The organism is Flavobacteriales bacterium, assembly GCA_016715895.1.
Classification (GTDB): domain Bacteria; phylum Bacteroidota; class Bacteroidia; order Flavobacteriales_F; family PHOS-HE28; genus PHOS-HE28.
Genome location: JADJXH010000004.1, coordinates 1,228,194 through 1,240,230, shown reverse-complemented (window position 1 = coordinate 1,240,230; position 12,037 = coordinate 1,228,194). Strand labels below are relative to the sequence as shown.

At 65.9% G+C, this 12,037-nt stretch carries 11 protein-coding genes; 7 read left to right on the top strand and 4 right to left on the bottom strand.

The window, feature by feature from the left end; genetic code table 11:
* Positions 1-7: 7 nt before the first annotated feature.
* Both IPM49_13980 and IPM49_13975 read left to right on the top strand, forming a co-directional pair.
* On the top strand, positions 8-889 hold the full coding sequence (locus IPM49_13980; protein ID MBK9275632.1) for a T9SS type A sorting domain-containing protein: 882 nt from the start codon (positions 8-10) through the stop codon (positions 887-889).
* Between the two features lie 152 nt (positions 890-1,041).
* Positions 1,042-2,835: a hypothetical protein gene (locus tag IPM49_13975; protein MBK9275631.1), complete on the top strand. Its 1,794-nt coding sequence runs from the start codon at positions 1,042-1,044 to the stop codon at positions 2,833-2,835.
* A gap of 24 nt (positions 2,836-2,859) precedes the next feature.
* Here the strand turns inward: IPM49_13975 and IPM49_13970 are convergent, their stop codons facing one another.
* The 3 genes from IPM49_13970 to IPM49_13960 are packed head-to-tail and all read right to left on the bottom strand — an operon-like array spanning position 2,860 to position 5,378.
* On the bottom strand, positions 2,860-3,843 hold the full coding sequence (locus tag IPM49_13970; protein ID MBK9275630.1) for an MCE family protein: 984 nt from the start codon (positions 3,841-3,843) through the stop codon (positions 2,860-2,862).
* 3 nt (positions 3,844-3,846) lie between these two features.
* Entirely contained in the window at positions 3,847-4,608 is a 762-nt protein-coding gene (locus IPM49_13965; GenBank protein ID MBK9275629.1) for an ATP-binding cassette domain-containing protein, read from the bottom strand.
* Positions 4,608-5,378, bottom strand: coding sequence for an ABC transporter permease (locus tag IPM49_13960; GenBank protein MBK9275628.1), 771 nt, complete (start codon positions 5,376-5,378; stop codon positions 4,608-4,610). The genes IPM49_13965 and IPM49_13960 overlap by 1 nt, the downstream gene beginning before the upstream one ends.
* Before the next feature lie 104 nt (positions 5,379-5,482).
* On the opposite strand from IPM49_13960, the gene IPM49_13955 reads away from it, so the two are divergent.
* Positions 5,483-5,875 (top strand): hypothetical protein, encoded by a 393-nt coding sequence (locus tag IPM49_13955; GenBank protein MBK9275627.1) that lies wholly within the window; start codon positions 5,483-5,485, stop codon positions 5,873-5,875.
* Between the two features lie 64 nt (positions 5,876-5,939).
* Entirely contained in the window at positions 5,940-6,782 is an 843-nt protein-coding gene (locus IPM49_13950; GenBank protein ID MBK9275626.1) for a T9SS type A sorting domain-containing protein, read from the top strand.
* A gap of 19 nt (positions 6,783-6,801) precedes the next feature.
* Here IPM49_13950 and IPM49_13945 read toward each other — a convergent pair whose 3' ends face one another.
* Positions 6,802-9,015 carry a hypothetical protein gene (locus IPM49_13945; protein MBK9275625.1) on the bottom strand — a complete coding sequence of 738 codons (2,214 nt, stop codon included), beginning with the start codon at positions 9,013-9,015 and terminating at the stop codon, positions 6,802-6,804.
* Positions 9,016-9,084: 69 nt separating this feature from the next.
* Here IPM49_13945 and IPM49_13940 point away from each other — a divergent pair, with 69 nt between their 5' ends.
* The 3 genes from IPM49_13940 to IPM49_13930 all read left to right on the top strand — a co-directional run bounded on the left by IPM49_13940 (position 9,085) and on the right by IPM49_13930 (position 12,027).
* Positions 9,085-9,957 carry a lysophospholipid acyltransferase family protein gene (locus IPM49_13940; protein MBK9275624.1) on the top strand — a complete coding sequence of 291 codons (873 nt, stop codon included), beginning with the start codon at positions 9,085-9,087 and terminating at the stop codon, positions 9,955-9,957.
* A 45-nt stretch (positions 9,958-10,002) separates the two neighbouring features.
* Positions 10,003-10,998: a fatty acid desaturase gene (locus tag IPM49_13935; GenBank protein ID MBK9275623.1), complete on the top strand. Its 996-nt coding sequence runs from the start codon at positions 10,003-10,005 to the stop codon at positions 10,996-10,998.
* 93 nt (positions 10,999-11,091) lie between these two features.
* Positions 11,092-12,027: an ATP-binding cassette domain-containing protein gene (locus tag IPM49_13930; GenBank protein MBK9275622.1), complete on the top strand. Its 936-nt coding sequence runs from the start codon at positions 11,092-11,094 to the stop codon at positions 12,025-12,027.
* Positions 12,028-12,037: the final 10 nt, after the last annotated feature.

The window sequence follows — 12,037 nt, the reverse complement described above, 5'->3', positions numbered from 1 at the left end:
CAACCTGATGAAACACATTACTCTCGCATTCCTTCTACTTCCCGTCCTCTCCGTCCAAGCCCAACCCACGCTGGTCTCCGCCCTTGTCGAGCCGGGCGGCGTTCAGCTGGACATGTACGTGGTGACCAGCCCCGGGTCGGCCACCGAGCCCTCGGACGGCGCGAACCAGACCTGGGACCTGAGCAGCGTGACCCTGCAGCCCATCGGCACACTGGATTTCACCAACGCGGGCAACACGCCCTTCGCCGCCATGTACCCCTCGGCCAACTGGGCCTGGGTGCAGACCGTGACCGGTGTGGGCACCGACCACATGTACCTCACCATCGACATCAATGTGTTGGAGGTGGTGGCCACCGATGTACCGTCCGATCCGAACTACTACATCGACCCGAAGCGCATCCTCTCATTCCCCATGTCCTTCGGCCAGAGCCAGACCGACACTTACGAGGACAGCGATGGTCCCGGGACGGTGACGTGGACCTATTCGGGGCATGGAACGGCCATCACCCCGCTGGGCATCTTCGGAAACCTGGCGAAGGTGGCCAGCACCGAGGACGAGCTCACCCTTTGGAACACGGCACCGCTTCATCCCATCGTGATCGATGACGGGAGCACCGTGCTGGTCTTCGCGCCGGGCGATGTGGGCTTGAGCGAACGCGGCACCCTTCCCGTGCAGGCCTATCCGAACCCCTGCGTGCAGGACCTCTTCGTGGAAGCCTACGCGGCGGACTGGCGCATCACCGATCTGGCCGGGCGGGCCATGCTCGGTGGCCGGTTCCGCGGCCCGGCCCTTCAGCGGGTGGACGTGAGCCGGCTGGACCCCGGCACCTACGTGCTGGTGCTCGACCAGAACGGTCAGCGACGTACGGTGCGGTTCACCAAGGCGTAAGCCGAACGGGTCCCGGGCCTGCGGTGACCGGCATCGGTCCTGTGGCCTGCGAACGGCGTCCTTCGGGGCGCCGTTCGTGCATCAGGAAGGTGGCAACCCTGTCCCATCCGCACGTCTAACCTTCAACAAGGCATCACCTAGCACCTGTTCCCATGATCAGGAACCTGCGGTATTTCGCTCCTGTCCTGGGTCTGACCCTCGCCACTATCGTCGGAGGCCAGTCCTTCACCCCAGGCCGCATCGCGGTCCTTGAATACACGACCGGCTCCCTGAGCGGGGGGCCTTATTTGATCCGGGAGTTCGCCAAGGACGGAACACCCACTGCCACGTTCCAAGTGCCGAGCACAGGGCAGCACGCCGTGGTCGGCACCATGAACTGGACCACGGGTTCCCAGTTGGCCCGCTCCCCATCCGGAGATGCCCTCTTCTTCACGGGTTTTGCCTCCACGGTGGCCTACCCCACAAGTCTCACCTCCACCTCCTCCGCCCAGGTCCCCAGGGTGGTGGGCCGCATGGATGCAAGCGGTAACTGCACCCGGGAGTACGCGACCAATGCGCTGTTCAGTGCTGAGACCATGACGCAGATCGCGGTGGACGACAGCCATGTGTGGACCGGATCGCAATCGAGCGGTGTCTGCCTGTTCGGGCCCGGAACCCAGCAGGTCATCAACCCGATCGAATCCAGGGGCCTCCGGTTCGACAACGGTCAACTATACTCCTGCACGAACTCCGGCACGGACGGCGTGCTGCAGATCGGTCAGGGCTCCCCCACGGCACCCACTTCGGCCACTTCGTTGTTCCCCGTACCCAATGCGTTGGACGTCCAGTTCAGCCCGGACGGGAACACGGCCTACGCTGTCTATGGCACCAACCGTGTTCGGAAAATGGTGTGGAACGGCAGCGTCTGGACCAACCCCTATGACCTGTTCTGTGCCCCGAGCAACTGGCTGGTCCGGATCGCGGTGGACTTCAACGATACCGTCCCGGTCATCTACGGGGTCCACAACGCTCCCTCCAAGCTGGTCAAGTGGACCGATCTGGGAGCAGGCAGCCCCGAGGAACTGCTGTACCAAGCCACCGGCCAGGCCTTCTACTATGGCATCGCGTTCACGCCTGCGAATTGCACGCCCGGTGCTGCCTGTGACGATGGGGACCCCGCAACCCCGAACGATGTGGTACGCGCGGATTGCACCTGCAGTGGTGACCTGATCCGCCTTTCCCTGAAGGTGTGGTTGGAGGGCCCGTACAACACCGGCAGCGGTGCCATGTTGGATGTGCTCCGTGGCCTGGCCGCCTTCCCCCAGAGCGAACCGTACTCCTCACTTGGTCTCCCCCCCACCTACGCTGCCGGAGCCACGCTGCCCCCAGGCGTATTGACCATCACCGGGGTGAATGCCATCGTGGATTGGCTGCTTGTGGAGCTACGCGAGGACTCCGACCCGGCGATCGTGGTGAGCCGGGTACCTGCTTTGCTGCAACGTGATGGCGACGTGGTCGCCTTGGACGGCGTCAGTGAGCTGGCCATTCCGGGCTCACCGGGGCAGTATCACGTGGCCGTCTGCCATCGGAACCATCTGCCTGTGATGACCCTTGGCCCGCTGGCTTTGGGCCCCTCCTCGACCTCGATCGATCTGACCCAGGCCACCACGCCCACCTATGGATCCAACGCCCGCAAACCGATCGGTAACACCCTGGTGCTTTGGGCAGGTGACCTCAACGGTGACGGACAAGTGAAGTACACCGGGATCGGCAACGACCGCGACCTCGTCCTCAACGCCATCGGAGGTACCGTGCCGACCGCGACCCTTACCGGGCAGTACGGACAGGAAGACCTGAACCTCAACGGACTGGTCCGCTATACCGGTGGGAGCAACGACCGCGACCTTATCCTGCAGAACATCGGTGGGACGGTTCCAACGGCCGTCCGCCATGCGCAGTTGCCATAGGCTTGCGCACAACAGGTGCTGTCCTCACGGCCTCGTCCGCGTGCCGCGCTTCAGCACCTTCTCCTTGTCCTTGAAGTAGCCGCGGAAGAACCAGTTGCGCTGCAGCGCCCGCAGGTCCTCGTTGAGCAGGGCCGAACCGGTGTCCAGGCGTGAAAGCGTCCGCCTCAGGTCGAGCGTCAGCAGCGTGTCGGCGGTCAAGGTGTGCGCCATGCCGCCGGGTGTGTTCAACGCCTCCGCGAAGCGGTTGATGCCCTCGGTGGCCGCATGCAGGGAGTCGCTCACCTGCCGCAGGTTGCCCAGCAGGCCCCGCACCTGCTGTTCGCTGGCCGGGTCGCCCACCAGGGTGCCGAGCACGCCCTTGCCCTCGCGCACGTCGCCCATCAGCGCGTCGATGCCCGCGGTGGCCGCGCGCGCATGCCCGGCCGCGATGCGGATCTCGCGCAGCGCGGCGCCCAGGTCGTGCGCCAGCACCGTGTCCGCCAGCAGGTCCACCGCGTTGCCCTTGGTGTTGAGGCGGGCGGCCAGCTCCCGCACATCGTCGGTGATGGCGGCCAGGTTGGCGTTGGTGCGGTCCAACGTGCGCAGCATCAGGTCGGTGTCCAGCGGCACGCTGCTCGGCAGCACGACATCCTCCGCCAGCGGGGCACCCTCCCCCTCCCCTGGTGCCAGGTTCACCAGCCGGTTGCCCATGAGGCCGTCGGTGCCCACGGTGGCCACGGCGTTGCTGCGGATGTGCCCGGCCGCCTCCTCACGGATCGCCAGGCGAACGCGCACCGTGGTGTCACTGGTGATGGCGATGTCCTTCACCGTGCCCACGTTGATGCCCATGTAGCGCACGTTGTTGCCCGGCCGCAGACCGCCCACCTGCTGGAACACGGCCTCCACCGTGATGGTGCGGCTGAACAGGTCGCGCTTGCTGCCCAGCAGGTAGAGGCCGATGACGAGCACCGCGGTGCCGGCAAGAACGAATAGACCAAGACGAAGGGACTGTTCGGAGGTTCTGGGCATGGCTCACATGAAGATGAAGAACTCCTTGACGACGGGATCGTCGCTGGCCAGGAAGTCGGTGTATGAACCCTCGACGCGGTTGCGGCCCTCGTGCAACAGCGCGATGCGGTTGGCGGCGAGCTTGGCCACGTTGAGGTCGTGCGAGATGATGATGCTGCTGGTGTTGTACTGCCGCTGGAGCTGCAGGATGAGCTCCACGATCTCGCGCCCGGTGATCGGGTCCAGGCCGGTGGTGGGCTCATCGTAGAGCACGATCTCCGGCTTGAGGATGAGGGTGCGTGCCAGGCCGATGCGCCGCTTCATGCCGCCGCTGAGCTCGCTGGGGTACATGGCGCGGGTGTGCGCCAGGCCCACGGCGGTGAGCACCTCGTCCACCAACGCCTCGGTGGCCGCGCGCGAGGTGGCCAGCCAGTGGCGCCGGAGCGGGAACTCCAGGTTCTCCTGCACCGTCATGCTGTCGTACAGCGCGCTGCTCTGGAACAGGAATCCGATGCGCACGCGCAGGTGGTCCAGCTGCTCCTGGTCGAGCGCCAGCACATCCTGTCCGAGGACCTCGATGCGGCCGGCATCGGGGATCAGGAGCCGCACGATGCACTTGATGAGCACGCTCTTGCCGCTGCCGCTCTTGCCGAGCACCATCACGTTCTCGCCACGGAACAGGTCGAGGTCGAAGCCGCGCAGCACCTTGTTGGCGCCGAAGGCGACCTGCAGGTCGCGCACGGCGATCACGCGCTCGGCGGCGGGCGGGGTGTCGGTGGCGGCCATCAGGTGAGCCCGAGCAGGTCGGTGATCTGCACGGCGATGAGGTCCAGGATGAAGATGAGCAGGCTGGCCACCACCACCGCGCTGTGCGCGCTGCGGCCCACCCCCTCGGTGCCCTTGGCCGTGGTGAAGCCCTTGAAGCAACCCACGACCCCGATGGCGAAGCCGAAGAGGTAGCTCTTGGCGAAGGCGGGCAGGAAGTCGCCGTACTCGAGCGAATCGAACACCTGGCGGTAGAACAGCGGCCAGCTCACCGTGTCGCGGATGTTGACGCCCACCCAGCTGGCCCAGATGGCGATGGCGTCCGCCAGCACCACCAGCACCGGCAGCATCAGCGTGGTGCTCCAGATGCGGGTGACCGCCAGGTAGCGGAAGGGGTTGGTGCCGCTCACCTCCATGGCGTCGATCTGCTCGGTGACCTTCATGCTGCCCAGCTCGGCCCCCATGCTGCTGCCGATCTTGCCCGCGCAGATCAGCGCGGTGATCACCGGGGCGATCTCGCGCACCACGCTGATGGCCACCATGGCCGGCAGCATGCTCTCCGCCCCGAAGCGCGCCAGCGTGGGCCGGCTCTGCACGGTGAGCACCAGCCCCATGATGAAGGCCGTGATGCCCACCAACGGCAGGGACTGATAGCCGTTGATCGCGGCCTGCCGCATCAGTTCACGCCACTCGAACCGCGCGTGGAAGGCGTTGCGGAAGAAGCGTCCGGCGAAGCCGGCCAGCTCGCCCGCCTCCACCGCCAGCGCGTGGAACCCGTTCCGTTCGGCCATGTCAACAAAGTAAGGCGCGCTTTCCGGGCTTTGGCATGACGCTTGTCCTGTGCGCCCGGCCCCACACTACATTAGGACCTCGTAACCCGAACAGCCTCCATCCCATGCGTACCCTGCTTCCCCTCCTCTTCCTGCTGTCCAGCCTCGGCGCCATCGCCCAGCGGGCCGGCGACAAGGTGCAGATCGAATCCGCCGGCGCCTGGTATCCGGGCAAGGTGCTGGAGGTGAAGGACGGCCAGTACTTCGTGAGCTATGATGGCTGGAGCGAGACCTTCAACGAGTGGGTGGGCCCCGACCGCCTCAAGGGCGGCGCCACCGAAGCTCCGTCCGGCGCGCTCACCAAGTTCAAGGTGGGCGACAAGGTGGAGGTGGAGTACGGCATGGTGCCCGAGCCCGCCACCGTGATCGAGGTGGGCGAGAACAAGTACCACATCAAGTTCGACAACAGCCTTTTCGGCGACAAGTGGGTCACCGAGAAGGAGATCAAGAAGCTCTGAGCCGGCCCGGGGCCCGAAGCACGCGTGCGGGATCCGCTACCTTGGCGGAACAACCCTCCTGCCGATGCTCCGGACCCTGACCCTGGCCCTCGCCGCAGCCAGCCTCATCCACGCGCACGCCCAAGCCGTGCAGAAGTGCTGTGGCACCAGCAACAGCACCTTCCTGCTGGGTAACGTGGGCACCGCTCCGCACACCCAAAGCCTCTACCTGCCCGGCGACCTCACGAACGCCGTGGCGGGCGAGATCACCCGGCTCTACTACCGCTACGGCACCACCGGCGTGGCCAATGGCAACACCCTCGGCGCCCTGCTCGTGCGCATGGGTCAGACCACGGCCACCACGTTCAGCGGGGGCAACACCTTCTTCACCGGGCTGGACACCGTGCTCCAGCTCGCCACCTTCGACATCCCGCCGGGCACCACGGGCGACTGGTTCGTGATCCCCATGCAAACGCCCTTCCTCTTCGACCCCGCACAGACCCTGATCGTGGACATCCACTTCACCAACAGCACCACGACCAACTTCGGCTGTTACGGCACCACCAACACCGACCGGAAGCTGTATTCGCTGAACCCCACCGATGTGACGGGCAACACCACCAGCACCACCTGGCAGGACATCGGCTTCGACCTGAACACGTCCACCGGGCTCGAGGAACGCAATGGCCTTCACGCCAGCGTCTTCCCCAACCCGGCCGAGGGTACCGTGTACCTGAACGTGGAGGGTGGTGTGCCCGTGGCGGTGGAGGTGGTGGACGTGCAGGGTCGGCGGATGCCGCTCCCGGCCGGAACGTCATCCGGCATGCCCATGATGGTGGATGTGTCCACGCTTCCCCCGGGGCTCTATCTGGCGCGCGTGCGTTCAGCCGACGGCCGCGTCGGGCAGGTGCGCTGGGTGAAGTATTGAGGTCGGATCGACCGGGTGGTCACCGCTTGCTGAACCGGGTGCGCCAGAGCCCTCCATCCGTCGTGCGCACCATCACCACATAGGCCCCGGGCCGCAAGGCGCGGACGTCCACCTCAGGGGATGGACCGCCCTGCATCACCGTCCGGCCATCCGCCGCGATCACCTGCAGCTGGGCCACGACCCGCCCCAATGGCGGGACCACGGTGATGCGCTCGTCGGCCGGCACCGGGAACACCCCGAGGGCCTCCTCCATCGCGGCCGGAAGACCGGTGCTGAACTCCGCCACCAGCAACGCATCGTTGGTGCGTATGGGCGGATTGAAGTCGAAGAAGATGTCCGCGTTGTTGCGCAGTTCCGTGCCGGGCGTCACAGGCAGATGGGGCGTGATGCGGAAGGTGACCAGGCCGTGGCTGGCCGGCTCGTTGGTGCCGCTGTCCGGCAGCAGGATGTTCGCGAAGCGCCACTCCACCACCCGATGCGGCTTGAAGCTCACCGAGAACGGGTGCGACGCCAGGCCCTGCACGAAGGTCGATAGATCGAGCGACGCGTCGATCGTGTCCGTGATGACCACGGTGAAGGCCGTGTCGGTGCCGGTGTTCTGGAAGCGGATGCGGTAGTCGATGTGCGTGTCCGCGTCGATCAGGTAGTGCTGCTCGCTGGTGCCCGAGCTGGTGAAGGCCGCCTTGTCGTTCGGGTCGTAGCTTCCGGTGATGATGTCCGCGACCACATCGGCATCGTTGGCCGGATCGGCATCCGGCACCTGCTGATCCACCGTCACTTGATGCGTGTAGGGCTGCCCGATCAACAGCGGGTCGGGCGGTACCTGCAGCTGCACGCTCGCGCTGAACCAGCTCAGGGCGGCGAGCGAGGGCACCGACCACTCCAGCACGTTCCCGTTCACGGTGGATGGAGGCGGCACGGCGGAAACAAAGGTCATCACCGGATCATGGGTCAGGACCAGGGTGAGCGGGCCGGCGAGCTGCGTACTGTGGTTGCGGGCGGACAGGTGCACGAGATGCACGAAGCCGGGTCGCGCGGCACCGGCCCACGAATAGGCCTCCACATCAAGGGACACCAGGCTGCTGTCCGCCAGGTCCAGCGACACCGTATCGGTGGCCACGGTGAAGGGGACCGGCTGAACGGCCGGGCAGAGGGGGACCAGGTCCACACCGGTCCCCTGGGGGAGCACGGTGTACGCTCCGTTGGGCAGGTTGCGCGCGAACCGTCCATCGTGGTCCGTAATGGCGTACTCCGGACCCGGCTGCACCTCCAACACCCGGTACGGCACGCCCACCTCACTTCCATCCTGCAGGCAATCCTGGTCGTTGTCGATGAAGAGGCTGCCGGAAAGCAGGCCGCAGTTGGGGCCCAGGTCGCCCACCACGAACGATGGCAGGAGCTCACCCGGACAGTTCAGCGGGTTGATCGTGTACACGATCTCCGGTATGTAGGTCCCAGGTGCCAGGCCGGTCACCTGCATCGGGCTCTGTCCCAAAGCTTCATCCACCAACAGGTTCATTTGCTGGTCGTAGATCCGCAATCGACCGAGATAGCCACCTGCCTGGGGATCGACCTGGAACACGGCCACCCCGTTGGCCCCGCCCGCACAGGCATCCACCACATGGTCCAACACCGCGGCGCCCGGCACGGGCCCCTGGATGGTGCTGTTGCCATATCCCTGACAGCCGTCGCTGTCCCAGACCTGGATCTCCACTTCATCCCCCACCGCAAGCCCGTCATACCAAGGATTGCCGGCCGCATCCGTACCCGCCTCGAACACCGGATCGCCGTTCACGGCCAGGTATACCGAGTAGGGCGGTACACCAGGGTACCCTTCATACCAGCTGCTGAGCGGGTTCGCGTACAAGGGCAGCGTGATGCGCCCGTTCGCCTGGCCCGGGCAGGGCAGGTAGGGCACGCCATCGATCTGGTAGGACTCTGCGATCCACCCCAGATCAGGCTGATCGACGAGCGTGAACACCTCCGTATCGGTGTCCATCAACGCATCCGTCACGGTCAACGTGTAGGTACCGGCCGTCAGACCGGTGCGGTCCTCGGTGGTGGGACCGTCGCTCCAGGCGTAGCTGTATGGGGCCGTTCCCCCATAGACCCAGACATCGATGGAACCGCTCGGGCTGCCGCAGGTGGGCTGGTGAACAGAACCCGCGACGATCGTGACGGCGCGGGCCAGACCAGGGGTCGCCAACGCAGCAAGCAGAATCAGACGATGCATGATGTCCTGAAGACGCCAAGATAGCCGAGGGTTGCCACGACCGCAGCCACCCGCACCGATCTTCGCACCGTGGGCGCCCTCGGCTACTACCTGGCACTGCCGCTGATCTACGCCGTGGCGTGGCTGCCCATGCCCCTGCTCTACCTGCTGAGCGACGGCGTCTTTGTGCTGCTCTTCCACCTGTTGCGCTATCGGCGCGCCGTGGTGCGCACCAACCTGCGCAACAGCTTCCCCGAACTGGATGGAACCGCCCGGGCCCGCATCGAGCGCGATTTCTACCGCTGGTTCTGCGACCTGACGCTGGAGACCCTGAAGACCCTGACCATCACCCCGGAGCAGGTGAACCGGCTGGTGCGCACCGAGGGCGAGGAGGTGCTGCGGCGGCACCACGAGGCGGGGCGGAGCATCATCATCGTGATGGGCCACTGGGGCAACTGGGAACTGGGTGGTGCGCGCTTCAGCCAGATCGGCCTGCACCGCCTGAACGTGATCTACCATCCCTTGCAGAACCCGCATTTCGACCGCTTGATCGTGCACATGCGCACCCGGCTCGGGAACGGGCTTTACCCCATGTCCGACACCTTGAAGTGCATGGTGCGGGACCGGCACCAGGTGACCGCCACGGCCTTCATCGCCGACCAGACCCCCCCGCCCGAACGCGCCTATTGGACCACCTTCCTGAACCAGGACACCCCGGTGTTCTGGGGTACGGAGAAGATCGCCCAGAAGCTGGGGCGGCCGGTGGTGTACTGCGGGATCGACCGGGAGGCCCGGGGCCGCTACGTGATGCGCTTCGAGGACCTGGTGCCCGACCCCGGGGCCACCCCGGAGGGCTTCATCAGCGATGCCCACACCCGCCGGCTGGAGCAGGACATCCGCCGCAGGCCCGCCATCTGGCTCTGGTCCCACCGCCGTTGGAAACACAAGCGGCCGGCCGACTGACGATCGACCGACGGCAACTCGCCCCGGAGGGCTATTTTTGTTCCCATGCGCGACGGAAAGGACCTCATCCTGGCCACCCGCCCCTTCGCACACGAGATCCGGTGGAAGAGCTGGTGGCATGTGTTCACGAGCCTGGTGGTGCTGGCCGCAGGCTATACGGTGGTGTTCGGCACCGACCCCTGGTGGAGCCGGGCGCTCGGCAGCCTGCTCGTGGCCCTCACCCTCGGCCGGCTGTTCGTGATCTATCACGACTACCTGCACCACGCCATCCTGCAGAAGTCCCATCTGGCCAAGGGCTTCTTCACCCTCTTCGGCCTGTTCATGCTCGCCCCCGTGAGCATCTGGGAGCGCAGCCACAACTACCACCACGCCCACAACAGCAAGCTCTACACGAGCAGCATCGGCAGCTACCCGGTGGTCACCACGGAAAAGTTCCTCTCAAGCTCGAAGTTCGAGCAGCGTGTCTACCTCTTCATCCGGCACCCGCTCACCATCGCCTTCGGTTACATCTTCATGTTCCTCTACGGCATGTGCATCCGCAGCCTGGTGAACAACACGGGCCGCCACTGGGACAGCATCATCGCGCTGATCCTGCATGTGGCCTTCGCCGTGGTGCTGGTGCTCTTCACCGGCTGGAGCGGCTTCCTCTTCGGCTTCATGCTCCCCTTCCTGCTGGTGCTGAGCCTGGGCGCCTACCTGTTCTACGCCCAGCATAATTTCCCGGGCGTCACCTTCGCCGACAAGGAGGGCTGGACGTACGCCAGCGCCGCGCTGGACAGCAGCAGCCACATGAAGATGAGCCCGGTGATGCGCTGGTTCCTGGCCAACATCGGCTACCACCACATCCACCACCTCAACCCGCGCATCCCCTTCTACCGCCTGCCCGAGGTGCATGCCGCGATCCCCGAGCTGCAGCACGCCAAGACCACCAGCCTCTGGCCGTGGGACGTGGTGAAGTGCCTGCGGCTGAAGGTGTGGGACCCGGTGCAACAGCGCATGCTCACCATGCGTGAACTGCGCCGCGCCATGGCCACCACCTGATCCACGAGCGGCCGCCCGTCTCCATGGGCCGCCCGGTCCGCGCTGAACGGCCCGGCTATCTTCGTCGCCGTACCCAACCCCGGCGCACGACCCATGCTGACCTGTGAGCACATCGTGAAGCGCTACGGCGCCCATACCGCGCTGGACGACGTCTCCCTCACCGTGCCCACCGGCGGCATCTTCGGATTGCTGGGCCCCAATGGAGCGGGCAAGACCTCGCTCATCCGCATCATCACCCGCATCACCGCGCCGGATTCGGGACAGGTGCTGTTGGAGGGCCGGCCCATGACCCAGGCGGATGTGACCCACATCGGGTACCTGCCCGAGGAGCGCGGCCTGTACAAGAAGATGAAGGTGGGCGAACAGGCCCTCTACCTCGCCCAGCTCAAAGGCCTGCACAAGGCCGAGGCCCGAAAGCGGCTCAAGGAATGGTTCGAGCGCTGGGAGATGACCGCCTGGTGGAACAAGAAGGTGGAGGAGCTCAGCAAGGGCATGGCCCAGAAGGTGCAGTTCGTGAGCACGGTGCTGCACGCACCCAAGCTCCTCATCCTCGACGAGCCCTTCAGCGGCTTCGACCCCATCAACGCCGAGCTCGTCCGCCAGGAGATCCTGCGCCTGCGCGGCGAGGGCACCACCGTGATGCTGAGCACCCACAACATGGGCAGCGTGGAGGAGCTCTGCGACCACATCGCCCTCATCGACCGCAGCCGCAAGGTGCTGGACGGACGCGTGCGCGACATCCGCCGGCAGTTCGCCACACGCACCTACCGCATCGAGCACACCGGCAACAAGGTCGCCTTCGCCAACGCCCTCTCCTTCACCGGCGAGCTGCTGGAACACACCGAGGGCGAGGAGTACAGCACGGCCCGCGTGCGCCTGCTGCACGACTCCACCGTGAACCACGTCCTGCGCCAGCTGCTGCCCGCCGTGGAGGTGCACGGCGTGCAGGAGGAGATCCCGCGCATGCACGACGTGTTCATCCGCGCCGTGCACGCCCATGGTGCCGTGCCCGCCGACATGACCGAATGAACCGCCCCAC